This is a genomic window from Nocardia sp. NPDC005366 (assembly GCF_040606855.1).
Lineage (GTDB): Bacteria > Actinomycetota > Actinomycetes > Mycobacteriales > Mycobacteriaceae > Nocardia.
In genome coordinates this window covers 69,126-95,318 of record NZ_JBEXFQ010000028.1, presented here as the reverse complement: position 1 = coordinate 95,318, position 26,193 = coordinate 69,126, and the positions used below count along the sequence as shown (strand labels likewise).

28 protein-coding genes are annotated in these 26,193 nt (G+C 65.1%); 18 read left to right on the top strand and 10 right to left on the bottom strand.

The window, feature by feature from the left end:
• Positions 1–315: 315 nt before the first annotated feature.
• The 4 genes from ABZS43_RS27415 to ABZS43_RS27400 all read right to left on the bottom strand — a co-directional run bounded on the left by ABZS43_RS27415 (position 316) and on the right by ABZS43_RS27400 (position 4,375).
• Positions 316–1,080, bottom strand: a complete 765-nt coding sequence (locus ABZS43_RS27415; RefSeq protein WP_355038843.1) for an SMI1/KNR4 family protein — start codon at positions 1,078–1,080, stop codon at positions 316–318.
• Positions 1,081–1,792: 712 nt separating this feature from the next.
• Positions 1,793–2,377 (bottom strand): hypothetical protein, encoded by a 585-nt coding sequence (locus ABZS43_RS27410; RefSeq protein ID WP_355038842.1) that lies wholly within the window; start codon positions 2,375–2,377, stop codon positions 1,793–1,795.
• 532 nt (positions 2,378–2,909) lie between these two features.
• A complete protein-coding gene (pyrF, locus tag ABZS43_RS27405) occupies positions 2,910–3,605 on the bottom strand; it encodes an orotidine-5'-phosphate decarboxylase (RefSeq protein WP_355038841.1) in 696 nt (231 codons plus the stop codon).
• Positions 3,606–3,613: 8 nt separating this feature from the next.
• Positions 3,614–4,375: a GntR family transcriptional regulator gene (locus tag ABZS43_RS27400; RefSeq protein WP_355038840.1), complete on the bottom strand. Its 762-nt coding sequence runs from the start codon at positions 4,373–4,375 to the stop codon at positions 3,614–3,616.
• Between the two features lie 126 nt (positions 4,376–4,501).
• Here ABZS43_RS27400 and ABZS43_RS27395 point away from each other — a divergent pair, with 126 nt between their 5' ends.
• From ABZS43_RS27395 to ABZS43_RS27325, 15 genes are read left to right on the top strand one after another with little or no spacing between them, the layout of a single operon-like run.
• Positions 4,502–4,936 (top strand): hypothetical protein, encoded by a 435-nt coding sequence (locus ABZS43_RS27395; RefSeq protein ID WP_355038839.1) that lies wholly within the window; start codon positions 4,502–4,504, stop codon positions 4,934–4,936.
• 2 nt (positions 4,937–4,938) lie between these two features.
• On the top strand, positions 4,939–5,199 hold the full coding sequence (locus tag ABZS43_RS27390) for a hypothetical protein (RefSeq protein WP_355038838.1): 261 nt from the start codon (positions 4,939–4,941) through the stop codon (positions 5,197–5,199).
• Positions 5,199–6,068, top strand: coding sequence for a DUF2637 domain-containing protein (locus ABZS43_RS27385; protein ID WP_355038837.1), 870 nt, complete (start codon positions 5,199–5,201; stop codon positions 6,066–6,068). Before ABZS43_RS27390 ends, ABZS43_RS27385 begins: the two co-directional genes overlap by 1 nt.
• Positions 6,068–6,331, top strand: a complete 264-nt coding sequence (locus tag ABZS43_RS27380; protein ID WP_355038836.1) for a hypothetical protein — start codon at positions 6,068–6,070, stop codon at positions 6,329–6,331. Before ABZS43_RS27385 ends, ABZS43_RS27380 begins: the two co-directional genes overlap by 1 nt.
• Position 6,332: 1 nt before the next feature.
• Positions 6,333–6,569, top strand: a complete 237-nt coding sequence (locus tag ABZS43_RS27375; RefSeq protein ID WP_355038835.1) for a hypothetical protein — start codon at positions 6,333–6,335, stop codon at positions 6,567–6,569.
• Positions 6,569–7,006 carry a hypothetical protein gene (locus tag ABZS43_RS27370; RefSeq protein WP_355038834.1) on the top strand — a complete coding sequence of 146 codons (438 nt, stop codon included), beginning with the start codon at positions 6,569–6,571 and terminating at the stop codon, positions 7,004–7,006. Before ABZS43_RS27375 ends, ABZS43_RS27370 begins: the two co-directional genes overlap by 1 nt.
• Entirely contained in the window at positions 7,006–8,394 is a 1,389-nt protein-coding gene (locus tag ABZS43_RS27365) for an FtsK/SpoIIIE domain-containing protein (protein ID WP_355038833.1), read from the top strand. Before ABZS43_RS27370 ends, ABZS43_RS27365 begins: the two co-directional genes overlap by 1 nt.
• A gap of 11 nt (positions 8,395–8,405) precedes the next feature.
• Positions 8,406–8,654, top strand: a complete 249-nt coding sequence (locus ABZS43_RS27360; RefSeq protein ID WP_355038832.1) for a hypothetical protein — start codon at positions 8,406–8,408, stop codon at positions 8,652–8,654.
• 3 nt (positions 8,655–8,657) lie between these two features.
• On the top strand, positions 8,658–8,855 hold the full coding sequence (locus ABZS43_RS27355) for a hypothetical protein (RefSeq protein ID WP_355038831.1): 198 nt from the start codon (positions 8,658–8,660) through the stop codon (positions 8,853–8,855).
• Positions 8,852–9,169, top strand: a complete 318-nt coding sequence (locus ABZS43_RS27350) for a hypothetical protein (RefSeq protein ID WP_355038830.1) — start codon at positions 8,852–8,854, stop codon at positions 9,167–9,169. Before ABZS43_RS27355 ends, ABZS43_RS27350 begins: the two co-directional genes overlap by 4 nt.
• The gene (locus ABZS43_RS27345; RefSeq protein ID WP_355038829.1) at positions 9,169–9,408 is read left to right on the top strand and encodes a hypothetical protein; all 240 of its coding nucleotides are present in this window, start codon (positions 9,169–9,171) and stop codon (positions 9,406–9,408) included. Before ABZS43_RS27350 ends, ABZS43_RS27345 begins: the two co-directional genes overlap by 1 nt.
• Complete coding sequence (locus tag ABZS43_RS27340; protein WP_355038828.1) at positions 9,405–10,064, top strand: hypothetical protein; 660 nt, start codon at positions 9,405–9,407, stop codon at positions 10,062–10,064. The genes ABZS43_RS27345 and ABZS43_RS27340 overlap by 4 nt, the downstream gene beginning before the upstream one ends.
• Positions 10,061–11,791 carry a replication initiator gene (locus ABZS43_RS27335; protein WP_355038827.1) on the top strand — a complete coding sequence of 577 codons (1,731 nt, stop codon included), beginning with the start codon at positions 10,061–10,063 and terminating at the stop codon, positions 11,789–11,791. Before ABZS43_RS27340 ends, ABZS43_RS27335 begins: the two co-directional genes overlap by 4 nt.
• Entirely contained in the window at positions 11,788–12,003 is a 216-nt protein-coding gene (locus tag ABZS43_RS27330) for a helix-turn-helix domain-containing protein (RefSeq protein ID WP_355038826.1), read from the top strand. Before ABZS43_RS27335 ends, ABZS43_RS27330 begins: the two co-directional genes overlap by 4 nt.
• The gene (locus tag ABZS43_RS27325) at positions 12,004–13,314 is read left to right on the top strand and encodes a hypothetical protein (protein WP_355038825.1); all 1,311 of its coding nucleotides are present in this window, start codon (positions 12,004–12,006) and stop codon (positions 13,312–13,314) included.
• On the opposite strand, the gene mmsB is transcribed toward ABZS43_RS27325, so the two are convergent.
• Genes mmsB through ABZS43_RS27305 form a run of 4 tightly spaced genes read right to left on the bottom strand, consistent with a single transcriptional unit; the run spans position 13,291 to position 17,943 of the window.
• Positions 13,291–14,205 (bottom strand): 3-hydroxyisobutyrate dehydrogenase, encoded by a 915-nt coding sequence (gene mmsB, locus ABZS43_RS27320; protein ID WP_355038824.1) that lies wholly within the window; start codon positions 14,203–14,205, stop codon positions 13,291–13,293. The genes ABZS43_RS27325 and mmsB overlap by 24 nt on opposite strands.
• Entirely contained in the window at positions 14,202–15,272 is a 1,071-nt protein-coding gene (locus tag ABZS43_RS27315; protein ID WP_355038859.1) for an enoyl-CoA hydratase/isomerase family protein, read from the bottom strand. Before ABZS43_RS27315 ends, mmsB begins: the two co-directional genes overlap by 4 nt.
• The gene (locus ABZS43_RS27310) at positions 15,269–16,408 is read right to left on the bottom strand and encodes an acyl-CoA dehydrogenase family protein (protein ID WP_355038823.1); all 1,140 of its coding nucleotides are present in this window, start codon (positions 16,406–16,408) and stop codon (positions 15,269–15,271) included. Before ABZS43_RS27310 ends, ABZS43_RS27315 begins: the two co-directional genes overlap by 4 nt.
• A 2-nt stretch (positions 16,409–16,410) precedes the next feature.
• Complete coding sequence (locus ABZS43_RS27305; protein WP_355038858.1) at positions 16,411–17,943, bottom strand: CoA-acylating methylmalonate-semialdehyde dehydrogenase; 1,533 nt, start codon at positions 17,941–17,943, stop codon at positions 16,411–16,413.
• A 216-nt stretch (positions 17,944–18,159) separates the two neighbouring features.
• Here ABZS43_RS27305 and icmF point away from each other — a divergent pair, with 216 nt between their 5' ends.
• Both icmF and ABZS43_RS27295 read left to right on the top strand, forming a co-directional pair.
• Positions 18,160–21,378 carry a fused isobutyryl-CoA mutase/GTPase IcmF gene (gene icmF / locus ABZS43_RS27300; RefSeq protein WP_355038822.1) on the top strand — a complete coding sequence of 1,073 codons (3,219 nt, stop codon included), beginning with the start codon at positions 18,160–18,162 and terminating at the stop codon, positions 21,376–21,378.
• 66 nt (positions 21,379–21,444) lie between these two features.
• Positions 21,445–21,852 (top strand): DUF3224 domain-containing protein, encoded by a 408-nt coding sequence (locus tag ABZS43_RS27295; RefSeq protein ID WP_355038821.1) that lies wholly within the window; start codon positions 21,445–21,447, stop codon positions 21,850–21,852.
• On the opposite strand, the gene ABZS43_RS27290 is transcribed toward ABZS43_RS27295, so the two are convergent.
• Positions 21,837–22,625, bottom strand: a complete 789-nt coding sequence (locus tag ABZS43_RS27290) for a helical backbone metal receptor (protein WP_355038820.1) — start codon at positions 22,623–22,625, stop codon at positions 21,837–21,839. The two genes, ABZS43_RS27295 and ABZS43_RS27290, sit on opposite strands and share 16 nt — an antisense overlap.
• 381 nt (positions 22,626–23,006) lie before the next feature.
• Here ABZS43_RS27290 and ABZS43_RS27285 point away from each other — a divergent pair, with 381 nt between their 5' ends.
• Positions 23,007–23,816: an LLM class flavin-dependent oxidoreductase gene (locus tag ABZS43_RS27285; protein ID WP_355038819.1), complete on the top strand. Its 810-nt coding sequence runs from the start codon at positions 23,007–23,009 to the stop codon at positions 23,814–23,816.
• Between the two features lie 125 nt (positions 23,817–23,941).
• On the opposite strand, the gene ABZS43_RS27280 is transcribed toward ABZS43_RS27285, so the two are convergent.
• Positions 23,942–26,110, bottom strand: coding sequence for an acyl-CoA dehydrogenase (locus ABZS43_RS27280; RefSeq protein ID WP_355038818.1), 2,169 nt, complete (start codon positions 26,108–26,110; stop codon positions 23,942–23,944).
• Between the last annotated feature and the right edge of the window lie 83 nt (positions 26,111–26,193).

Here is a 26,193-nt window from a genome sequence, read left to right as displayed (position 1 = left end):
AGCAATCACGCGGTGATGCCGTAGGCATCCTTGAAGCTGGGGGGCGCGGGGACACAATGCGGGCCACCACACAGCAGGGCCACGCGACTGGAAGTCGCGCAGTTGAACCCCTGGTCAGAGGCAATGCCGCGCAGTTAGCCCCCGCGTCGTCAACCGATCTCCAAACACCGCGCCACGGCAATATCGGCCGCAACACCTACCACATCGCGATCCACATCGACATCCTCAACCAGGCTCGACGCCTCACACCAAGACCTCAACTGCTTGGATCGTCATCACGGCCGGTTTCTCTCCGACCATGAAGATCTCCCCTGGTCATTTTTCCCCGGTGATCTCGCCGCGGGTACGTATGTCGGTCAATCGGTCGAATGCGCCATCGACAACCCCGTTGTCCAGGCCGGCGTCTCGCAGGACAGCACGCAACCGGCCCGGGTCGACGGCATAAGCGAGTTGGTGGAATTCTTCGATGGCATCGGACCGGCTGTCGTCGCGGTAATCGGGAATAGATAATTCGATGGGGTAACCGGGGTGGCGTTCGGCGACGAACGCCTCATATGAGGCCCAATCCACCGGCTCCCAGCAGTCCTCTCCACTGTCTCCGAACATGCCTGTTTCGAGTGCGACAACAAACGTTTCGAGCCATGCTTCGAGGGAGGGATAGGCGATGTGTCGGACACCTTCGCTGCTGTAGTAGACGATCTGTCCGGGCTCGCCGCCGAAGGCGGCCTGGAGATCGATACACATGTGGTCACCGCATATACTTCCCAAGAACGGGACCCAGTCGGTGCCCCAGAAGTCGGCGAAATCGTCGTTTTCCACAAGCCACGCCATCTCGTCCATGGTGGAAGCGATGTCTTTGGTCGACATCAGAGACCAGGGAGACTTCAGGACTCCCTCGTAGTCCGCGCTCTGTCCGTTACGCCAGGTGAGCAGCTCCCGAAGCAGCGGGGGAAGTTCGCCACTGACACGACGCGCAACCTCGTCGATATTGGCTTCCGAAGCGCCGGGCATGAGTCCGGAATGGTAGGCAGTTCGGTTCGCCGCGAGCCATTGATCAAGTCGCGCGAGGAGCGGGTGCATGCCGCGAACCTACTCGAAGCCACGCAAGCTCGTGCCTTCAAGGCTGAGAAGCCGCTAACCGTTCTGCATCTCCGACACGCAACACCCCACGCACCCGGTGTGACAACGCCGCCATCTCCGAGCTGATCGGTGGGATGACGGTGGGGAGTCGGAAAGACGGTGGATCTGATCTCGGTTCGATCGACCGGACCTGATGGTTCGGCAGGGAGCATGGCGACTCGGCACTACATCGACAGGAACGGGTACGTCCGCAAGGCCGTCGACAATGCGGACGTACTCGAAATCCTCTTCCCTGGCGAAACTGACGGAAGGGCCGATTCCGGTCACTTCTCCCCCGGCATCAAGCCTCTGAGCTGGGGTTCTCGCTCCGTTCCCTGATATCGGTGACGATACATCAGGGGCGTTTTGCGAACTTCCCGACACTTCCCGGTGCATCCCATCAGCACACACAATCGACTGTTGCACAACCAATTTGGGGCTGATTGGAGCCCGTGAGTTCCTGGGCATTCCTGCGCCCTCCCGCCGAAAATGACGGTCATTCCTCCGGCGATGTTCCCGGCTGAACATCGCCGGTTTGGCATGTCCGGGTGACTTCCCTCCCCCTGCTTCCTCGTCCTGGCCATCCCTGAGCTGAGGGAGGTCGTGTCAAGGGCGCTCTTTCCCTTGACTCGTCCGAGCGAGGTCAGACAATCGGGCCATGAGGAGGCAGGGGCTACGCAACCCCGCGCCTCCCTTTGTGCCGCTCAAGCTCAGCTTTCGCTGCTCGGGTCAACCGATCGCGTGCGGCCTCAACCTCTTGGAACGCGGCGTTGAAGATTTGCCGTGATTCCTCGATGTCGTCCTTTCTCTGCGCTTCAGTTCTCGGCCCGTCATAGTCGTGGCTACTGATGGCGTCGGCGATCATGTAGGCGCTCAGAATCAGATTCGCGTCTGAAAACATGGCTCTGAGGGCGAGGCACTCATCGCCCACCTCGTCGGCTCCCAGCATGTAGAGCGCTGGGGTGATCGCACCGATTTTTCGCGCATGGCCATCGATTTCCTTGAGCGCGTTCTTGATGCTGGCGTCGTCATCGGGTGATGGGACCATGGTGAATTGCGTAAGGTCGCCCTGAGCATTCAGAGCACTCTCGATGGCTTCAGAGCACAGTCGTAGCAGTGTCTCGCGTTGCCATTTGCTGTACTCGCGATCGTCAGCAGCAGCGATTGCAGCGCGGTTGGTGCGGTTGTTGATGCGAATGCCGACTATCGTCACCGAGGCGATGACGAGCGAGCTGATCAGCGGAAGCCACGGAGTCACTGGAGAATCTTTGCATCGTCGGCGGTCGCTCGGTTCGAACTTCCTGCAACCGGAGCACAGCCAGGCCCCACGTACGAGTGCCGGCGGATTCGGCGGGCAGCTGCGGGAGAGCAAGCCGGGGACGGCTCACGTAGTGCCCAGCACTGCTCGGTGAAACGAAAAGCGGCCAGAGTCGGAGAGTCCGCGTTCTGCCACGTCGCCAAAGCGGATGCCAGTACATGCGATCAGGACCAACTATGCGCCTCGGCGGCGCTCCCGCCACCGCCGCGCCGACGTACCCGGTTCCGGTTCCGAGGAGCGTGCGACGAGGGGCCGGGAGCGCGGCACGTCGTGGGCGCGGCGGCGGCGCGGCGCGCCGCCGTGGCGCTCTCTTGTTCCTATATGGCGAAATTCGGCAACAACTCGGCCACGTGCTTTTGCTACGCAGTGATTCAACTGGCACTGACTCTTTCGTTGTGACAGAACAATGCCCCGGTCGATACGGCGTCGATCGTGCCGTGATCGCCGGGGCATTGCCCGAGTCGTGCGGAAGCTAGAGTGCCTGTTCGACCTCTTCCACGATACGTTTGGCTGCCTCTGCTGGGCTATCGGCGTTCGTGACAGCCCGTCCGATGACCAGGATGTCCGCCCCGCTTTGGATTGCAGACTGGGGTGTGGCTACTCGTGCCTGATCGTGTGTCGGCGTATCGGTCGGTCGAATTCCGGGCACCACGGTGAGGATCTTCGGCGCAACAGTGCGAACGACCGTTAGATCACTTGCAGCGCAAACGATTCCGCCACAGTTTGCAGATACCGCGGCTTCCACTCGTCCCCTGAGGACTTCCTCTGTGGCGTTCGGGTCGCTGGTGAGTACGGTCACCGCGAGTACGGTCGGTGCGGCAACACCCGCAATACGGGCTCCTTCGTCGAGCCCGGAGACTGCGGCTTGGAGCATTTCGACTCCGCCGGATGCGTGGACGGTCAAGTATCGAGCACCGAGTGAGCCGAGTACCCGACTGGCTCCGAAGACGGTGTTCGGGATGTCGTGGAGTTTGACGTCCAAGAACACGTCCATTCCGAGTTCGCGAATCTGCTCGACTGCCTTCTGTCCGGCGGCGCTGAACAGTTGGAGGCCCACCTTCGCGATCCCGATGCTGGGCTGAACATCTCGTGCGAGAGACACAGCAGCATCTAGGTCACTGGTGTCGAGTGCGATAGCGAGCCTGCTCCTTGCGGCGATGTTAGACACGGTTTCTCCTATTCCTCGTTCTCGGATATGGGTGCTTCGAATGTGTCGAAGGTGATGACGTTGCCCTGAGCTGGGCGGACGTTGATGACTGCTTCGAGCGGCTCACCATCGGCGCCGAATGTTCCGTGGCTTTGCTCGAAAACGACACTGTGTTCGGCCAGGTCGAAGATCTCGCTCTCGTCCGCGGTGGCGATGCGTGCGCGAATCTGATTTTCCGTTCGCGTCACGACGTGCCCTGCGCTCTCGATCAGAGCAACCACACGAATCTGACTGTCAACCTCCAGTGCGGGAACCTCCCGAACGATCCCCTCCGGGAAGAACATCAGGGTGTTCTCGGTCACCACGTCGTTCAGGTATGTGCGGCTGTGGCGGCGGAAGATGCGTGCTCCAGCGTCGAGTTTCAGGAGAGATGCGACAACGGGCGGGGCGTCAACCCACTCTCGAGCGACGGTTTCCTTGCGGACGTTGCCGTTCACATCGCCCGCAAATAGGAGACCTTGTGCAGCTCTCGCTCTGGCGTAGCGGCCGGTCATAGGCCAGCTGGTCGCGCGAAGCTCTGGAGGTTTGGGGATAGCTCGCATCCCTGGCCGGTAGATCAACACACCTTCGGCGGTCAGGTGCTGCACAGCCCGTCCAGCAGTTTTTTCGTTCACGTCGAACCGCTCAGCGAGTGCGGCATTGCTCGGAAGTGACGACCCGTCGTACTGACCGGCCAAGACCTCCGCTTTCAGCGTCTCGGCGATGGAGACGTACTCGGGCTTCTTTGGCATTCCCACAGAATACAGGCGTCTAGGGGGCTAGCCGATCTCCCCTCCCCACCTCGTAGACAGGTACCTAGTACCTAGGTACCATGTACTAGTGGATAACCACTTACCTGCTGATCAAGGAGTTTAGAGATGGCTTTGAAGGACATGTGGATTCCGACCGACTTCCGTTCGGTGTTCCCGAAGGGTGTGTTGCTGCTCGGTGATGTCGAGGCGCAGACCGAGTTCAGTGAGGATCGCAACGCGCCGAAGCGTCAGGCGACCGACTACGACCGTGAGGGCAACGGCTCGGGTAAGCGGCTGTGGAAGGCCACGATCATGGACCGGGCGGGCGGCAAGGCGAACCAGGCGAGTTTCGATATCACGTTCGTCGCTGATCAGATGCCGGTTCCGGTGGAGCCGGAAGTCGTGGAGGGCTTGCGTCCGATCGAGTTGGAGGGGCTGTTGCTCAAGCCTCGCGTGGTCGGTAACGGCCAGTTCAAATCGATCGGCTTCTACATCCGCGCGACCGGGATCAAGGGCGACAACTCCGGTGCCAAGCAGGCTCCGGCCGGTAAGGCGGCGTGATCATGTCGGAGTATCAGATCCGGTCGAGCGTGTCCGCGGACGTGACGGTCGATGAGGTGACCGCGAAGTACAAGCCCGCCTACGAGTTCCACGGCGGCGAATACTCGGCATCGGTTCAAATCAAGTTCGGGACTCTCAGTGCAGCGTCGGTGACGTTGAGCATCGCTGATGCCCGCAAGCTGACCGAATCCCTGCCCGCGATCCTGGCCGAACACGACGCCGTCTCGGTGTCGGTGCCGGTGTCGCTGGTCAAGGCGGCGTGATGAGCGCGGCGGATCAGCACAAGTCGACGGCTATGAAGTGGGCTCGCTGGTCCGCCGCTGTCATCATTCTCGCGGTCGGTGTTGCTGCGTTCCGGCTCTCGTTCACCACGTTGCAGGATCTCGCGGTCATGGCTCGGGTTCCCGCTTCGGATGCGTGGCTGGTGCCGTTGATCGTGGACGGCACGATCCTGCTCGCTACCTTCGGTGTCCTGGTCGTGCCGAGTGGAACCAGCGAACGCCGGTTCTTCCTCAGAGTGCTCGTCGCTGGTGCGGTGGTGTCTGTGGCGGGCAACAGCATTCACGCGATGGCTTCCGGTCACCAGTTGCCGGGGTGGGCGGCGGCGATAGTGGCGGCGGTGGCACCTATAAGCCTGCTGGCGTGCACACACGGGCTGGCGTTGTTGTTCCGTACGGTCCAGCGTGCTCCGGTTGCTGCTCCGGTGGTCGGTGCGGTTGCGGTCGAACCTGTTTCGGCCGATCCCGTTCCGGTCCCGGTCATCGAACCCGAACCCGTTCCGGTACCCGCGCCGGTTCGACCGAAAAAGTCCACTCGAACTGATCCCGCGTTGGTCGCTCGCGCGGTCGAGCTGCACCGCGACGGCGTGAAGTATGCCGAGATCGCCCGCGAACTGGGTGTGTCGGCTCGGACCGCGGCCAAGTACGCCAAGTCCGCTACCGCGTCGGAATCCGTTGACTACGAGACGGTCCCGGCCGAAGTCCTCGACTCTGCTCCTCCTGCTCTCGAACCCCAACGTGCTCCTGTGCGTGTGGCCGCTCCCGCGGTCCCGGTTCGTGTGGCTCCTGTTCGTCCCGTGCGCCCGGTGCAAACCATGCTCCCGGTCGCTGCTGTTCCTGCTGGGGGTTTCTGATGGTCTCCGTCCTCTCGATCGCTGTCCCTTCCGTCTTCGCCGCTGTCATGGCCCCGGCCGTGCTGCTGGCTTCCTCCTCGCCCGAAACTCCGGCTCCGGTGTCGACCACGGTCCCCACCGATTGCGTGATGTTCTGCGACGAACCCCGCGAACTGTCCCCGGAGACCTGCGTCATGTTCTGCGAAGAACCGGCCGTACCGCCCTCGGGTGAGTGCCGTCTGTTCTGCGAGCTCGACCGCGGCTCTGATGACTGGGGGCTGTGACATGTACGAGTCCTTCGTCAACGTCATGCCCAACGTCGAGTTGGGCGCGGTCACCTACCGACCGAACGCCATCGCCGACGATCCGGCTTCCCCGCCGATGGTGCGTATTCCGTTCGACACCTTCGGTTCCGGGCTGTCGCTGAGCATCGCTGATGCCCGCATTCTGTTCGCCGGTCTGGGTGATGCCCTGGCCGTACACGACCGCTGCGCGGTCACTCTCGTGAAGGCGGTGGCGTGATGCCGCATCCGTTCCAGCAGCCCGAACCGGTCCAGGCTGAGGGCCATTGGGTCTCACCCGACAAAACCCGGCGCATCGACTTCGACGTGTGGGGCGCTCACATGCACGGGTACGGCTCTCCGGCCGTCAGCTACCAGGAATCGACCGGGGAAGTGTGGCTGAGCCTGGGCGGTCATCACACCAAGGGCAATATGCCGACGCTGCGCATGAGCATCCACGCAGCGGGTGAACTCGCCACCCTGCTCAGCCGCGCCAACCTCGACGGACTGATCGGCTTGGGCCTGGTTCCCGCCGAACTGGCCCAACCATTCCGAGACGTGACCTGCGAACCGTGCGACTGCCTCGAATGCGTCGCTACCGCCCTGGCCGAAGACCGTCAGCGCGAGGTCTGCGACTGCCCGCAATGCCTCACCGACCGCCTGAAAGGACAGTGCTGATGTCCGCGCTCGGTTCGATCGTCTTCGCTGGTGGCCTGGTCGCTGCTTCGGGCGGCATGGTGTGGCTGCGTTCCCTCGGTGCGGGTTCGGGTCCTCGCCTGGTGTCGCTGGCTGACATTGTGGCGGCGGCTCCGCCGGAGTTGCGGACCACGGTGTCGATCTTCGCTGATCCGTCGCAGATGAATCTCATGCTCCACGCGTTGGGTCTCGGGTCGGCCGAGGTCGGGTTTCCGAAGCTCGATGACTGGGTCTACACCGCGCACGGGCTTCAGATCGATCTGTTGATGCTGGGCGGTCAGAAGCTCAAGGACTGGACCGGTGAGGGCGTGCGTGACCAGTTCGCGCATTACCTGGCCGTGCCGGAGGTGACAGTGTCGTCACCCGCGAAGGGCTGGGTCCGTCTCCAGGTGAGAGTGTTCGACACTCTCGCTGTCCCGGCAGCGTTGCCGGTGACGGTTGCCGATGATGTCGACCTGGAGGCGGTCCTGGCGGGTGTGTTCGAGGACGGCGACGCCTGGCGGGTGCCGGTGCAGGGCCGTCACGTCCTGATCGGCGGCGGCACGGGCTCGGGCAAGTCCGGTGTCCTGTGGTCGCTGGTCAATGGCATGGGTCCGGCGATCGCGTCGGGGCGGGTCGATCTGCGGGTGATCGACCCCAAGGGCGGGCAAGAACTGTGGGAGCTCAAAGACCTGTGCACGCGGTTCTCCTGTGAGACCGGTGAGGAGATGGTCGAGCAGCTGGAAGAGACCGTGGTCGACATGGAAGCGGCGACGCAGCGTTACCGCGGTGTCCGCAAACCGGTCCCGACACCGGAAAACCCGTTGGTGGTCACGATCATCGATGAGGCCGCCACCTTGTCGGCGTTCTCCGAACCCAAGTTGCAGGCCCGGTTCGAACGTGCTCACGGCAAACTGCTGTCCCAAGGGCGTGCCCCGCTGTTCTCGGTGATCGAAACCGTGATCGATCCCTCGAAAGAGAATGTGCCGCAACGGCAATTGCTGCCGTACCGGATCGGTATGCGCATGGACGAAGCGTCACAGGTCGTCATGATCCACGGTCAAGGTGCACGCGAACGCGGCTCACATTGCGATGAGATCCCGCACACCACTCCGGGTGTCTGCTATGTCCAGGAGGACGGCAAGGCAGGCTTCCGGCGGGCTCGCGCGTTCCTGGTCACCGATGACGACGTCGACCGCATCGTCGTCACCTACAAGCCGGTCTCACCCCCGGTCGACCGGACGCCGCAACCCGCCGATGCCCCGATTCCGGCTCCCGCTGCCGTGGCTGTCCCGAACGATCCCTACCCGCTCGAAGGCGTCGATGCGCGCGAGCTGCTGGGTGACGATGACATTCCCGGCGACGGCGAGACAGGTCCGGTGGCGGCATGAAACGAGGATTCGTGACCGAGATCCATGTCCGTGTCTACTGCGATGCCTGCGGCCGGGTCTACACCGATCCGGGCATCGTTCCCGAACAGTTCGAGCCTGAGGACCTGGGCGCCTGTTTCCGCTCCCGCGCTCTGGCGGTCGACTGGTTCACCGGTTGCCCGCAGGGCTGGGTCTACGACGGCGATCGCGTCTTGTGCGATGCCTGCCGTGCCGTCGAACGCCATGAACTCGACACCACCGATCTCTACACCGAGGACTGAATCATGAAGCACAGCAACAACACCCGCAATACGGACTCCGATGACAACGTGATCGACATGATGTCGCGTCGTCGTGGGCTGATGGAGCGTCGCGGTGCCGATCCGCTGGAGGTCGCGGTGTACATGTGCGTGGAATCCGGCGGATTCGTCGCCTGGGGTGCCGACTACTCCGACTCCGATGACGGCGGGTGGGCGGCATGACCGGGACGTGGAAACCCGCCCCCGGCATGGACTTCAACCGGGTCTCCGTCGTGGTCGACCGCGGTCGTATCCGGGAACGCTGCGAGGTCTTCGCCCAGTACCGGCCTGAATCCCCGGCCGGTGCCGGTGAGGTGGAACTGACCTTCCACCGGGAAGCTGGGTTCGCTGCCGTCGCTCACCTGGTCATGACTCTCGATGATGCCGCGTCTGTGCTCGCGGTCCTGGCCTACGCGATCGGTGACGCCTGCGACCTGACCGGCCGCGAGATCCCCGAAGTGTCCCCGGTCCTGGTCCGCGGGTCAGGGGCGATGTGATGAGCACTCGTAAGTCGGTGCAGTGGGGCGTTCTGATCGGTGAGACCGTGCGCCCGCTCCCGAAGGCCCAGAACGTCACTCAAGCCCTGCTGATGGCTGAGCAGCCCAGCAACCGGGGCAAGCGTGGGAACAAGCCGGTGGTGGTGTTCCGCGACGGCGAACACGACATGTGGAAACGCCACCGCGACAACACCCCGGTACCGACACAGTTCGCTCTGTTCGACCAGGAGGCGTCGTGAGCACGAAACACATCAAGACCGCGAAAACCTATCTCGGACAACCCGAACCGTCTGACGCATTCACAGACGTTGCGATCGGGATCGCCTGGTTCGCGGTCAAGGCCGCTACTCGGTCGCTGTGGTGGGCGCTGCTGTTCCCGATGCTGTCGATCCCGACCGGCGCGGCCGTGGCAACCTGGCTGCTGTTCGGCTGGCCTGCCGCGGTTGCGGTCGTCGGCGTGGGCCTGGCGCTGCTGCTCGGTTGGCGGTTGGCTTCCCCGGCCAGTTTCACCCGCTGGGTCACCGACCGGGTACGGCAACGGTTGTTGGCTTGGTTGCGGTATCGGCGTCGCTGGGTCGCGATGAGCGCGGCATGTGGCCTACAGGTCACCTACGGCCACAACACCGCCACTCCTCGCCTGGTCTCGATTCGAGTCGGTGAGTTCACCGACTGGGTGACGGTGCGGATGCTGCCCGGTCAATGCCCCGACGACTACACCGGACGCACCACTCACCTCGCCCACGCGTTCGGTGTCCTGGAATGCCGCGCTGTTGTCGTCGGCCCGTCCACGGTGGAACTTGCTTTCCGACACCACGATTCACTCGCTACAGCCGTTGCTGTGCCCACTACGCGGGTGGAGTGGCTGTGGGACCGCAAGAACGGAGAACCGGCATGAGCGACCTTGTGAACCTCGACACTGACACCGATACCGACACGGCTCCGGTCCGTCAAACAGCGGCCCAGCGTCGCGCGCTCCCGGACTTCACCGACATCGCCGCGGCTGCGGCCGAAGAGTTCGGGGTGTGCGTGCGCCCGATCACGATGGCCTCGGTCGACCCGATCACCGGCAAGACCGAATACGTCGGCTCCCCCTGCAAGGCCACCATCGCCTCGGTGTGCAAGCCGTGTGCGGACAAGGCGCGGTGGCTGCGTATCACCCAGGGCCGCGAGGGCTGGCATGTCGAAGTCGAACCGGTCGATCTGGTCCGCACACCCACGGCCCGGCAAACCGAGCTGCTGACCGCCCGCGCGGATCTGGTCACCGAATACCGGAGTGCCCGCAACGATGGTGACGACGAAATGGCTGATGCGTTCGCGGCCCTGGTGGGCGAGATGGACACCGAACTCCGTGATTCCGGGATTCGTGGTCGTCTGCCCGCGTTGGACCCGAAACCGTCTAAACGGCGGGCTCGCTCGACTCGTCGTCGTCAAGATGTGCCGAACCTGCCGCGTCGTAAGGTCACGAAAAAGACCATCGGCAAGATCTTCGGTGGCAAGCATCGCCCGTCGATGATGGTCACTTTGACCATGCCTTCCTACGGGTCGATGAACCAGGACGGCGGCATCGACAAGAAGGGCAAGGTGTGTGGTGACGGCTCCCCGGCCGATCCCGACTCCTACGACTACACCAGCGCCGCGCGTGACATCGTGTTTTTCGCCGCGTTGGTCGACCGCTGGATTCAGAACCTGCGTCGCTGCCTGGGCTACGACATCCAGTACTTCGCGACCGTGGAACCCCAACGGCGCGGCGCACCTCACATCCATATCCTGCTGCGTTCGGCGATCTCGCGTGACACGTTGAAGCTGGTGACCGCGGCGACCTATCACCAGGTGTGGTGGCCGCACTTCGACCCGGAAAACGAGATCTACTCCGGCGACATAGTGCCGGTGTGGGACTGGCAGGCGATGACCTTCGTAGATCCCGACAGCGGTCAGCCGCTCACCGGCTGGGATGAGGCGTTGGACATCCTCGATACCGTCGATGACCTGCAACCGGCCTACACCGTGCGTTTCGGTGAACGGATGGACCCGGGCCATATCAAGGGCCATATCCCCGGCAACAAGGCTGATGCCGCGATCGGCTACGTCACCAAGTACCTGACCAAGGCCGTGTCCGAAGTCCTCGAAACCGATTCGGTGCGTACCGCGATCCACTACGACCGGTTGCACGCCGAACTCCAGCACACCCCGTGCTCGCCGAAGTGCCCGGTGTGGCTGCGCTACGGCATCGTTCCCAAGGGTGCCAGCGAGAAGACGATAGCGGGCAAGTGCCGGGGCAAGGCCCATCGTCGTGACACTCTCGGGCTTCCCGGTCGGCGGGTGCTGGTGTCGCGTCGTTGGTCCGGTAAGACGCTCCCGGATCACAAAGCCGATCGGATCGAGTTCGTTCGGCAACTGCTGGCCTCGGTCGGCATCGTCAAACCCGACAACTCGCGCCTGATCGTGCGACCGGTACAACCCGGCGACCAGAACGCGCCACCCCGCGATCACCTGATCCTGTCGACCATCGCCCAACGCAAAGCCTGGCGAGCCGAGTACGACAACGCACTCCTGACAGCGGGACCACAAGCGTGGAAAGAACATTCGGCAATCAAGCAATCAGAAGGCAGGAGAGGACTGTGACCAGCAAGGACATTCGGTTGGTGGATGCCGGGCCGACATGGCTCACGCGTGATGAGGTCGGCGAAAGGCTGCGTTTCGCTCCGAAGACATTGGCGAATTGGGCCTCTGAGAACCCGCCGAGGGGGCCGCGGTTCAGGAAGGTCGGACGACAGGTGCGCTATGACTTGGCCGATGTCGTTGCGTGGCAGCACGCTCAGGCGGAGGCGGCGTAGATGGCTCAGGTTGCTTTGGAGCCTGGTGCGTATCCGCCGAAGCACAAGCTACAGCCGGTGCAGGGTACGGACGGGCTCTGGCGGCTGTCGGAGGTTCGGCACCGGGCCTACAGTGGCGTCTACGTGCGCACTAGTGGGATCGGTGCTACCAAGAGAGAGTGTCAGGCGGACTGGGACGCGAAGTTCGAGAAGAACCGGTACAAGGGTAGCGTGATCGCGTACGCGCTCGATGATGAGCCGCAATTCTCGCTCTCCGACAGGATGAGCGCGGTCTTCGACTGGTTCATGCTCGAACAGGAACAGCGTGTAGCGAAAGGCAAGCTCAAAGCTCAGTCGTTGCGCGACTACCGCAATGCGATCTACCGCACCGACAGCACTCGGGCCAGTGCGAGCGCTATCAAACTCGGGTCTGAGCTGGGCAATCTGTCGATCGGTGAGGTTGGCAAGCCGCGTGTGTTGAACGGGTACCTCAAGGCTGTGGCGCGGCATTCTCCGAGTATGGCGGCGCGACATCACCTGATTCTGTCCGCGGTGTTCGGTGCGCTGACGCTGGAAGGGCTGTTCGATGACTCGCCTATGCGGCTGGTCCCGAACCCATACGACGTCGGCGGTCAACAGCGGGCACTCAACGGCAATGAACGCGCGCAGCTGGTCAGCCTGGTTGTGTCGAGCCCTCTCAAGCCGAAGGACTCGGCATACCTGCTGCCGTTCACGTTGGCGGTGCTCGGTACCGGTGTCCGGCCGAGTGAGGCGCTGGCGTTCCGCTGGTCCGACTGCCCGGATCTGGATGACGTGGCAGTCGACCGGGCCGTGCTCCACGTGTGCGGCACGGTTGTTCGCCTCGACGGGCAGAAGCCGTTCCGGCAGGATCACCGCAAGCGCGGGGCCTCCTACTTCCTGGTCCTGCCGACGTGGCTCACTCGCGAACTCCGGGCCTGGAAACAGCTGTGCGCGCCGACCGACCCGGCTGACCTGATGTTCAAGCACCGCGGCAAGGTGATCGACCCGGACAACCCCGGATACTGCCTGTCCCGTGTGCGGAAGGACACCGGTCTGGCGTGGGTCAATTGGGGCAACCTGCGTGACACCGTGGCGACGGAAGTCACTGGCAAGACCGGTGATTCGAAACGGGCCAGTGCCCAGCTGGGCCACTCCGAGGGGTCGAGCATGGCGACTCGCCACTACATCGACCGGAACGGGTACGTCCGCAAGGCCGTCGACAATGCGGACGTACTCGAAATCCTCTTCCCCGGCCAAACTGACGGGAAAGTTCCGATTCTGGCGGTTCTACTCCGGGCCGATGGGCTCTGAGCTGGCGGTTTCGCTCCGTTCCCGGATATCGGTGACGATAGCGGAGAAGTCCAGACCGGCCTGCTCCTGGTTGAACCGGGTGTAGATCTGCGAGGCGAGCAGTCCGAGCTGCCCCTCGACACCGTTGTCCCGCAGCGCGTTCGCGGCGAGGCCGAGATCCTTGGTCATCAACGCCGTCGCGAAACCGGGCTGGTAGTCGTTGTTGGCCGGACTGGTCGGCACCGGGCCGGGCACCGGGCAGTAGCTGGTCAGCGCCCAGCTCTGGCCCGACGCGGTCGAGACGACGTCGAAGAAGGACTGGTGGCTCAGGCCGAGCTTCTCGCCCAGTACCAGCGCTTCGGACAGGCCGATCATGGAAATGCCGAGCAGCATGTTGTTGCAGATCTTGGCGGCCTGGCCGACGCCGGAACCGCCGCAGTGCACCACTTTGCCGCCCATGACGTTCAGCACATCCGCCGCGTCGGCGAAATCCTGCTCGCCGCCGCCGACCATGAACGTCAGCGTGCCCGCCGACGCGCCCGCGACACCGCCGGAAACGGGGGCGTCCAGAGCCCGATGGCCCGCCTCGACGGCCAGTGCGGCGGCGGCCTTGGCGTCGGCGACATCGATGGTCGAGCAGTCGATGAACAGCGTGCCCGGCGTGGCGGCGACCAGCAGGTCGGCGTAGACGTCGAGCACCAGTTTGCCGTTGGGCAACATGGTGATGACCACGTCGCGATCGGTCGCGGCGGCAGCGGCCGTGGCGACGACGGTCGCGCCGTCCTCGCGCGCCTTGTCCTGCGCGGCGGGCACCGGGTCGAAGGCGAGTACGTCGTAGCCCGCCGCGACGAGGTTGGCGGCCATCGGGCCGCCCATATGCCCGAGGCCGAGGAAGCCGATTCTCTTCGTCACTGCTGTCCTTCCGGAATATTCAAACCCAGTTCCCTATCGCCGAGGTCGGCGAAATAGGCGTCGACCTGCGCCGCGGTGACATCGGCGAGGGTGGCCGGATTCCACTGCGGATTACGGTCCTTGTCGATGACCTGCGCGCGAATCCCCTCGACCAGGTCGTGCGAGCCGAGGGCCGCGATGGAGACCCGATACTCCTCGTTCAGCACCGCCTCCAGAGTCGACAGGCCGCGCGCGTCGCGCAACGACCGTAACGTGACCTTCAGCGCGACAGGCGATTTGCCGAGAATATCCTCGGCCGCCCGTGCCGCGTCGGGGCTGCCGTCGGCCCGCAATCTGGCGACGATCTCCTCGACGGTATCGGCGCTGTAGCAGGCGTCGATCCAGCTCTGCCGCGCGACCAACGCGGATTCCGGTGCGTCGGTGGCGAATTTGGCGATCGCGATATCGGCGGGCTCGGTCCGCAGTGTCTCCAGCAGGGCCGCGATATTATCCGAAGTCACGTAGTAGTCGGCGAATCCGGCGGCGATGGCGTCGCCCGCGCCCATCCGCGCGGTGGTCAGCGCGACATGGGTGCCGATTTCGCCGGGGGTGCGCGAGAGCAGGTAGGTGCCGCCGACATCCGGGACGAAACCGATGCCGACCTCGGGCATTCCGATCTTGGACCGTTCGGTGACGATGCGGTGGCTGCCGTGTCCGGACAGCCCTACACCGCCGCCCATCACGATGCCGTCCATCACCACGACGTACGGCTTCGGGTAACGGCCGATCAGCGCGTTGAGGATGTATTCGTCGCGCCAGAAGAGGCCGGTCGACGAATCGGCGTCGGCGCCACCGCCGGTCGCGTCGCTGTGGATGGCGACGATATCGCCGCCCGCGCACAGACCGCGCTCCCCAGCGCCGGTGAGCACGACGGTGCGCACCTCGTCATCGTCGGCCCACTCCCGCAGTGCCCGCGTGATCGCGAGCGCCATCGCGTGATTGAGCGCGTTGATGGATTTGGGACGGTTCAGCGTGATCAGGCCGAGCCCGTCACGTTTGTCGATCAGAACTTCGGGTTCGGTCACTATGCTGCTCCTACCACCGCGCGGGCGACGACCACCCGCATGATTTCGTTCGTGCCCTCGAGGATCTGGTGCACCCGCAGATCCCTGACGATCTTCTCCAGCCCGTATTCGGACAGGTAGCCGTAGCCGCCGTGTAATTGCAGGGCTTTGTTCGCGACCTCGAATCCGGCGTCGGTCGCGAAACGTTTCGCCATGGCGCACAGTTCGACTTTGTCGGCGGCATCGGCGTCGAGCGCGGCGGCGGCACGCCAGAGCAATGTCCGCGCCGCCTCCAATTCGGTACGCATATCGGCGAGTTCGAATTGCAGCGCCTGATTCTTCAGCAGCGCCTTGCCGAATGCCTGGCGTTCGGCCAGATACGGAACGGTCTTGTCGAGCGCGGCCTGCGCGCCGCCGACCGAGCAGGCGGCGATATTCAGGCGACCGCCGTTGAGACCGTTCATGGCGATCCGGAATCCGTCGCCCTCGGCGCCGAGCCGGTTCGCGGCGGGCACCCTGGCATCCTGCAGGATCACCTGGCGGGTCGGCTGCGCGTTCCAGCCCATCTTCTTCTCGTTCGGCCCGACCGAGAGTCCCGGCGTATCGGCCGCGACGATGAAGGCCGAAATACCGCGCGCGCCATCGTCTCCGGTGCGCACCATCATCACGTACACGTCGTTGGAACCCGCGCCGGAGATGAACTGCTTGGCTCCGTTGAGGATGTAGTCCTCACCGTCGCGCACCGCCTTGGTACTCAACGCCGCCGCGTCCGAGCCGACACCAGGTTCGGTCAGCGCGTAGCTGGCCAGATGTTCCATCGACGTCAGGCGGGGCAGCCAATAATTGCGCTGCGTATCGTCGCCGTAGCTGTCGATCATCCAGGTGGCCATATTGTGGATCGAGATATAGGCCGCGATGGCGGGGCAGCCGGTGGCGAGTTGCTCGAAGATGCGCACCGCGTCGAGCCTGCGCAGCCCCGAACCGCCCACGTCCTCGCGGACGTAGATGCCGCCGAGGCCGAGCGGGCCGGCCTTGCGCAGGACGTCTACCGGGAAATGTTTCTGCTCATCCCATTCCAGCGCGCGCGGCGCGAGGAATTCGTCGGCGAATCCGCGCGCGGTGTCGCGGATCGCCTTCTCGTCTTCGTCTAGATCGAACATCGTCATTCCATGGTCGGGATGACGAAAGCGTTGGACGCGGAGCCTGCGGAATGTCCCGGGGACACCGCTTTCCTTCCGCCCTCCGGCCAGCGCTGCGTGACGGTCTTGGTCTTGGTGTAGAAGCGGATCGAATCCGGGCCGTGCTGGTTGAGATCGCCGAAGCCCGACCGCTTCCAGCCGCCGAAGGTGTAGTAGGCGATCGGGACCGGGATCGGGACGTTGATGCCGACCATGCCGACCTGCACGCGCGCGGCGAAATCACGGGCGGTGTCGCCGTCACGGGTGAAGATCGCGACGCCGTTGCCGTACTCGTGCTCGTTCGCCAGGCGCAGGCCCTCTTCGTAATCCTTGGCTCGCACGACCGTCACCACCGGACCGAAGATCTCTTCCTTGTAGATCCGCATCTCGGGAGTGACGTTGTCGAACAGGGTCGCGCCGACGAAGAATCCCTCCTCGCCGCCCTCGACGCTGAGGCCACGACCGTCGACCACCAGATCGGCCCCCTCATCGATGCCGACCTGGACGTAGTTGTTCACCCGGTCGACGCCGTCGAGGCCGACCATCGGGCCGTAATCGGCGCCGGGATCGTCGGAGCGGCCGACATTGAGCTTGTGCACGCGTTCGGTGAGCTTGGCGACTAAGCGGTCCGCGGTTTCCTTGCCGACCGGCACCGCCACCGAGATGGCCATGCAGCGCTCGCCCGCGGAACCGTATCCCGCGCCGATCAGCTGGTCGGCGACATCGTCGAGGTCGGCGTCGGGCATGACGATGGCGTGATTCTTCGCGCCGCCGAAGCACTGCGCCCGTTTGCCGTTGGCGGTCGCGGTCTCGTAGATGTACTGCGCGATCGGGGTGGAGCCGACGAAGCCGACCGCCTTGATCCGCGGATCGTGCAGCAGCGTGTCGACGGCTTCCTTGTCACCGTTGACAACGTTGAAGACGCCAGGCGGCAGGCCCGCCTCGAGGAACAGTTCGGCCAGGCGCAGCGGTACCGAGGGATCGCGCTCGGACGGCTTGAGGATGAACGCGTTGCCGGTGGCAAGCGCCGGTCCGGCCTTCCACAGCGGGATCATCGCCGGGAAGTTGAACGGGGTGATGCCCGCGACGACACCCAGCGGCTGGCGCATCGAGTAGACGTCGATGCCGGTGCCCGCGCTCTCGGTGTACTCGCCCTTGAGCAGGTGCGGGATGCCGACGGCGAATTCGACGACCTCGAGTCCGCGCTGGATATCGCCCTTGGCGTCGGCGATGGTCTTGCCGTGCTCGGAGGACAGCAGCGCGGCGAGGGAGTCCATCTCGTTCTGCACCAGGGTCAGGAATTTCATCAGTACCCTGGCCCGCTTCTGCGGGTTGAACGCGGCCCACACGGGCTGGGCGGCCTCGGCATCGGCGATGACCGCCTCCACCTCGGATTTGCTCGCCAGCGGCACCCTGGCCTGCACCTGCCCGATATTCGGGTCGAAGACGTCGCCGAATTTGCCGGAGGCACCGGGGACATGCTGTCCACCGATGAAATGCGTGAGTTCGCGAACCATGCCAGTCCTGTCTTCGTTGTCGACGCCGCGCAGCGCGCGATCTGCGGTCATCCTATAGTTGGATGTCCAAGTAAATATACGACGGTCGTTCGATGTGACACTTCCCACCCCTCCTGCGACGGCCCTACCCGGATTGCCTGGCACTGTGACGGCCATCACCGTACACTTTGTTTGACGTCCTAGTATCGGGCGTCGAATGGACTCCGGAGGACTCCCGTGGCCGATGACCGCCCGTTGCACACGCCAACCCATCCCGTTCGATTCGTGACATCGGCCGCCCTGTTCGACGGGCACGACGCCGCGATCAACATCATGCGCAGGATCCTGCAGGCCCAGGGCGCCGAAGTGATCCACCTCGGCCACAATCGCGCGGTCAGCGAGGTCGTCGACGCGGTCCTCACCGAGGATGTGCAGGGTGTCGCGGTCAGCTCCTACCAGGGCGGCCATGTCGAATATTTCGAATATCTGGCGGACGCGCTGAAAAAGGCCGGGGCCGAGCATGTCCGGATCTTCGGCGGGGGCGGCGGGGTGATCGTCGAGGAGGAGATCGCGCGCCTGGCCGAGGCGGGGGTGACCATCTTCTCCCCCGAGGACGGGCAGCGACTCGGACTGCCCGGCATGATCAACCGCTTGATCCGCGACTGCGACTACGACCTCGCCACCGAATACCCTGTCCTCGACGCCGTGCTGGCCGGAGAACGACCCGCCCTCGCGCGGGCGATCACCTGCCTGCAGGAGGGCACCCTCCCCGCCGCCGACCGCCATGCCCTCGCCGAAGTCGCGTCCGCGCGCCCGGTGCCCGTACTCGGCATCACCGGCACCGGCGGATCCGGGAAATCCTCGCTCACCGACGAACTGGTGCGCAGGTTGCGAACAGATCAGCAGGACAAACTGCGCGTGGCGATCCTCGCGGTCGATCCCACCCGCAGGCGCGGCGGCGGTGCGCTGCTCGGCGACCGCATCAGGATGAACGCCCTCGACGGCGATCACATCTTCTTCCGGTCGCTGGCCACCAGGGGCGGACACGAATTGCCCGGCGATATCGACGGCATCGTGACCGCGTGCAAGGCCGCCGGATACGACCTGGTGATCCTGGAGACGCCGGGCATCGGCCAGGGTGACGCCGCCGTCGTCGACCACGTCGATATCGCCATGTATGTGATGACGCCCGAATTCGGGGCCGCCTCCCAGCTGGAGAAGATCGACATGCTGGACTTCGCGGACGTGGTGGCGATCAACAAATTCGAGCGGCGCGGCGGCGCGGACGCGCTGCGGGATGTCTCGCGCCAACTGATCCGCAATCGCGCGGCATTCGGCGCGGAGCCGGAGGATATGCCGGTCTTCGGCACCAGCGCCGCGACGTTCAACGACGACGGTGTCACCGCGCTCTATCAGCATCTGACGGCACGGCTCGCCGAATTCGGCTTGCCGCTGGAACAGGGTGTGCTGCCACGCGTGCAGACCCGCGCCTCCACCCGGTTCGCCCAGATCATTCCGCCCGCACGGGTGCGCTATCTCGCCGAAATCGCCGAAACCGTGCGCGATTACCACGCGCAAACCGCACACCAGATCGCCGCGGCCCAGCGTGTGCAGCGGCTGCAACTCGTCTCGGCGGAATTGCCGGACGATACGGCGCTGACCGAACTGCTCGACAGCGCCCGCGGCGACCTCACCGCCGACAATGCCGCACTGCTCGCGGAATGGCCCGCGCTGGCGGAGTCCTATCGCGGCGACGAACGGGTCGTGCGCGTGCGCGATCGCGAGATTCACACACCGCTGCGCCGGGAGACCCTGTCGGGCAATTCGATTCCCCGGGTGGCACTGCCCCGGTTCACCGATCACGGGGAACTGCTGCGATTCCTGCGCGCGGAACATCTGCCGGGACATTTCCCGTTCACCGCGGGCGTCTTCGCCTTCAAGCGCGATAACGAGGATCCGGCGAGAATGTTCGCCGGGGAAGGCGACCCGTTCCGCACCAACCGGCGCTTCAAGGTGCTCAGCGAACATTCCGACGCGAAAAGGCTTTCCACGGCTTTCGATTCGGTGACGCTCTACGGCCACGATCCCGCCGAGCGCCCCGACATCTACGGCAAGGTCGGCACGTCAGGGGTTTCCATCGCCTCGCTCGACGACATGAAGGCGCTCTACGACGGCTTCGACCTGACCGCGCCGACCACCTCGGTGTCGATGACGATCAACGGCCCGGCTCCGACCATCCTGGCGTATTTCCTCAATACCGCGATCGACCAGGCGCTGGAATCGTTCGCGTCCGACCGGGGCCGCGAACCGACCGCCGAGGAAGCCGCCGATATCCGCGCCGCGACACTGGCGACGGTCCGCGGCACGGTGCAGGCCGACATTCTCAAGGAGGATCAGGGCCAGAACACCTGCATCTTCTCCACCGAATTCAGCCTGCGCATGATGGCCGATATCCAGGAATGGTTCGTGCGCAACGGTGTCCGCAATTTCTACTCGGTGTCGATCTCCGGCTATCACATCGCCGAAGCCGGTGCGAATCCGATCAGCCAGCTCGCGTTCACCCTCGCCAACGGATTCACCTACGTCGAGGCGTATCTGGCGCGCGGAATGCGGATCGACGAGTTCGCGCCCAACCTGTCGTTCTTCTTCTCCAACGGCATGGACCCCGAGTACTCGGTGATCGGGCGGGTGGCCAGGCGGATCTGGGCGGTCGCGATGCGGGATCGCTACGGGGCCGACGAACGCTCGCAGAAACTCAAGTACCACATCCAGACCTCGGGCCGTTCGCTGCACGCCCAAGAAATGAATTTCAACGATATCCGCACCACACTGCAAGCACTGATCGCCATCTACGACAATTGCAACAGCCTGCACACCAACGCCTACGACGAGGCGGTGACCACCCCCACCGAGGAATCGGTGCGCCGGGCGCTGGCGATCCAGCTCATCATCAATCGCGAGTGGGGTATCGCGATGAACGAAAACCCGTTGCAGGGCAGTTTTCTTATCGATGAGCTCACCGATCTGGTCGAGGAGGCGGTACTGCTCGAATTCGAGCGCATCAGCGATCGCGGCGGTGTGCTCGGGGCCATGGAGACCGGCTACCAGCGCGGCAAGATCCAGGACGAGTCCATGCGCTACGAACATCGCAAACACGACGGATCGCTGCCGATCATCGGCGTCAACACCTTCCGCAACCCGCACGGCGAACCGCGTCACACCCTGGAACTGGCACGCGGGACCGAGACCGAGAAGCGGTCACAGCTGGCGCGGGTCGGCGACTTCCAGCAGCGTCACCGCGACGAGGCGCACGCCGCACTTGCCCGCCTGGAGGAGGTGGCCCGCACCGACGACAACATCTTCGATGTGCTCATGGACGCCGCGCGGGTGTGCACGCTGCAGCAGGTCACCGATACCTTCTTCCGCGTCGGCGGCCAGTACCGCCGCAATGTGTGAGGCGGCGGCTCCCTCGCCGCCTGAAGTTCGGTCGATCTGTCGGTGCGTGCCGCTACCATCCGGCGCATGGAAGCAACCGGCACCTTCTCCGTGACCGCCTTCGTCCCGGCCGAGGTGGCCGCCGAACCCGTTGTCATCACCGCACTGCCCGTCGGCGTCGCCACCATGACCAAAGTCTTCGAGGGTGAGATCGCGGGTCATTCGGCGACCGTGTTCACCGCCGCGTTCGACCAGGACAGCGGCATCGGGACGTATGTGGCGTTGGAATCGTTCGAGGGCGCGATCGCGGGGCGCGCGGGCAGTGTCAATTTCGTGCATTCGGCGACCACCTCCGGCGAGGACAGCAGCGAGCCGTTCTTCCTGATCGTTCCGCACAGCGGCACCGGCGAATTGGCCGGTATGACCGGAACCGGCGAGATCACCGTCGACGCCGACGGCACCCACCGCATCCGGTTCGATTACGACTTCGCCTGAACGGCCCGCGCCAGCCGATCGGTGAGGGTGGCGCGTGCGGTGACCAGCGACGGCCCGTACCAGGTGAGATCGCGCCCGGAGACGAGTGCGACCGGGATGCCGGGGAATGCGTCGGGGCCGTCGGTCTCGGTGAAAACGTAGGGTTCGTCGGGCAGTACGGCCAGCGACACGTCCTCGGTGAGTTCCTCAGCGGAGATTCGCGGGTAGCGGTCGGGGCGGTCGGCGTGCACCAGGCGCAGGCCGAGCCTGGCCGCGAGATCGCCGGTGAAGGTATCGCGGCCGACCACCATCCACGGATCGCGCCAGACGGGGATCACGGCATCGCACGACGGTTCGGGAGGCGGTGCCGCCCACGCGGATTCGGCCTCGGCCAGCCAGTGCGGGCGCTCGACACCGAGGGCGAGGGTGAACAGCCGCGTCAGTGACCCGATGGCCTGGTCGACGGTTTCGATCTCGGTGACCCACACCGCGATCCCCGCGTCCCGCAGACGCTCGACATCGATGCGGCGGTTCTCCTCCCTGTTGCACAGCACCAGATCCGGCGCGAGTTCGACAATGCGACGAATATTCGGATTCTTCGTGCCGCGCACCCGCTCCACGTCGAGATCGCGTGGATGCGTGCACCATTCTGTCGCCGCGACGAGCAGGTCCGGGCTGGTGTGCGCGACCGATTCGGTGAGCGATGGCACCAGGGAGACCACGCGCCGCATCGGTGCGGGCAGCGTCATCGCGAAGCCGAGATCGTCGGATTCGACGCGCACGTCGGAACTCATCCCTCCATGGTCCGCACGGATCGGGCAGGACCGCAACGCGGGGTAGGACCGGCGCGGATGCGACGGCGCCATACAGCCCGTGCGGTACCGAATATGCGCGAAGGACGGTGTAGTGGCAGTGGCCGGGCAGTACCCGCGCGGCCCCGGCACCGCCACACTGGAGGAAGCACCCGGCGCCGGGAGACCGGAGCCACCGGACAGGTCCCGTCCCGAGCTGGTCCGGCATACCGTCGCCCTCGATGCCGGGTGCTCACTATCGGCAATCCCCGCTCGGGCGATGAGCGACACGGATATGGATGAGAGTTTTTCGGACATTGGCCTGCCGAGCGTGAACTCCTAGCGTTGTCTCGAGATCAATCGCGACAACGCTGCGGAGGAACCATGGCCGTTGAACTCGGCGTCATTCTGCCCACGTCCACACCCGATCCGGAGCATCCGATCCTCGGCGATGTGCGGGCGAGCGCGCGGCTGGCCGAACAAGCCGGACTCGAATCCGTCTGGTCCACAGACCATCTCATCGCCAGCGCGCCGATGCTGGACAGTACGGTCACCCTCGCCACCGCCGCGGCGGTCACGGAGCGGATCCGTATCGGATTCAATGTCATGCTGCTCGCGTTGCGACCGGTGGCATGGGCCGCGAAGCAGATCAGCACGCTGCAATACGTGTCGGGGAATCGGCTGATGCTCGGTGTCGGAACCGGGAACCCCGCACACGGCGATATCGGGTGGCGAGCCGCCGGCGTGTCGTTCGAGCAGCGTGGCAGGCTCACCGACGAGGCGCTGGCCGTGCTGCCCGGTCTGGTCTCGGGCAAGCCGACGACGGTGTCCGAAGGACTGGACGTGACACTGTCACCGGCCGCGCATATGCCTCCGGTGCTGGTGGCGGGCAACGGGAATCGCGCACGTCGCCGCGCCGCCGCCTACGGCGACGGGTGGATCGTCCTGCGCCCGGATTCGACGCGACTCCCCTCCGATATCGCGCATCTCCGCGATCTCGCCGAACAGCACGGGAGGCCGACACCGGGAGTCACCGTCGTCGCCCCCGTCTTACCGACCGGTCCGCACGCCGCCGCCGAAGCGCTGCACGACTACGCCTCGGCGGGGGTCGAGCGCGTGATCCTCGCTCCCACCGGGCCGGACTGGCAGCGCGACTACGCCTTCGCCGCCGAGATCCGCGCCGCACTGCGCTGATCCGGACCCGTCATCCCGACGAATACGGCTCCGCTGTCGCCGCGCCGGAACCATCGACGCCAGCCCATCCCGCCCCTGGAACCACGTGATGTGGTCGATGCGGGGGCCATCCATTGGGGGGCCGTCTAATCGATGAGCGGATCGCGAGGCATTCCCAGAATCCGCTCCGCGATCTGGTTGCGAGTCACCTCCGACGTGCCGCCCGCGATGGCCATGCCGCGTGATCCGAGCACCATCAGTCCGGCCATCGCCGCGGGGCCTTCGGCCAGCGCGAGATCGGGGCCGAGCAGCGCGGCCATGATCGCGGCCCGCTCACCGATATGCTCGGCCAGCTTCAGTTTCGTGATATTGCCTTCGGGACCCGGGCCCGCTCCTTCGATACTGCGGGCGGCCCTGCGTAGATTGAGCAGGCGCAGCGCGTGGTCATCGGCCAGGAACCGGCCCACCCGAATCGCGGCGTCGGCGAGCCGATCGGGATATTGCGTGACCATCGGCACCAGCGTGGCCGCGGGTACTACGCCTGCACCCGAACCGCCACCGATGCTGACCCGCTCGTTGCCGAGGGTCGCCCGTGCGACGGTCCACCCGCCGTCGGGTGCGCCGACGACGTCGTCATCGGGCACGAAGACATCGCTGAAGAACACCTCGTTGAATTCAGACCCGCCGATGAGCATGCGCAGCGGCCGCACCTCGACGCCGGGCGCCGTCATATCGATGATCACCGTGGTGATACCCGCGTGTTTCGGCACATCCGGGTTGGTGCGCACGGTCGCCAATCCACGACGGCTGTAGTGCGCGCCGCTGGTCCACACCTTCTGACCGTTGATGATCCAGCCGCCCTCGACCCGGGTGGCCCTGGTCTTGACCGCCGCGGCGTCCGACCCGGCATCGGGTTCGGAGAAGAGCTGGCACCAGACCTCTTCCTGACGCAGCGCCTTCTCGACGAATCGTTCGATCTGCCCAGGTGTTCCGTGCTGGATCAGGGTGAGGACAACCCACCCGGTGATCGAATAGTCGGGCCGCCGAACGCCCGCCCTGGTGAATTCCTCCTCGATGACGAGCTGCTCGACCGCATTCGCGGCACGTCCCCACGGCCGGGGCCAGTGCGGCATGACGTAGCCGGTCTCGATCAGCTCGTCCCGTTGCGCCGTCTGCTCGAGCGCCGCGAGTCGCTCGGCGTCGACACGGATCGCGGCGCGCAATTCGTCGGTTCCCTCGGGCAGGTCGAGGCTGTTCTCCCTGGTGATGCCCGCTGATGTCATCGTGAAGACGTCGTGGGCCGTGACGTCCCCGCCGAACAGCGCCCGTAGGGCCAGTGCCCGGCGCAGATGCAGGTGCGCGTCGTGCTCCCAGGTGAATCCGATTCCGCCGTGCACCTGGATATCGAGTTCGGCGTTGTGCACGTACGCGGGCAGCGCCAGCGTCGCGGCGGCAGCGGCGATCAATTCGAATTGCCGCTCGTCCTCGGATGCCGCACGCGCGGCATCCCAGACGGTGGCGACGGCCGATTCGGCGGCCATCAGCATATTGGCGCAGTGATGTTTGACGGCTTGGAACGTCGCGATGGTACGACCGAATTGCTTGCGCACCTTGGCATAGTCGACCGCGGTCTCGACACAGTCCAACGCACCGCCGACCGCCTCGGCGGCCAGGATCGTCCTGGCCCGCGCGAGTGCGGCGGCGCGCGCTCCCGGCAGGATGCCGGACGGCCCGACCGCGACATCGCGCAGCGTCACCCGGCCCGACCGGCGAGTGGGATCCAGATTCGCGGGGACGGCGACCGAGACACCCTCGCTCTCGCGTTCCACCACCAGCACATCGTCGCCCGACAGAAGTAACAGCAGGTCGGCGGTGCCCGCGCCGAGGACAACCCCCGCCGCGCCGCTCGCACGGCCCGCGCCGTCCACGGTGATCTCACCGCCGAAACCGATACCGGCCGTGACCGATCCATCGATCAATCCGGGAAGCAGGCGCGCCTGCTGTTCCTCGCTGCCGCGCGCGGCGAGCACCGCCGAGGCGATCACGGTCGGAACGAACGGGCCGGGGGCCACCGCGCGCCCCAATTCCTCGACGACGACGACCAGTTCGGGTAATCCGTATCCGGATCCGCCGTATTCTGTGCCGATATGCAGACCGAGCCAGCCGAGCCCGGCCAGCTCCGCCCAGAACGACGGGCGGGTCTCCTCGGCGGCGTCGAGTAGTTCCCGCGCAGCCCAGCGCGCTTTGTGGCTGATCAGGAACGCGCGCGCCACCGCACCGAGCTCGCGGTGGTCGTCGGTCAGTGCGATACCCATCAATGCCCTCCTCGACATACCGTCAGCCATACCGTACAGGAATCAGGAGGGGTGATTCCGGCGTTTCCGAGGAGGGGTCACAC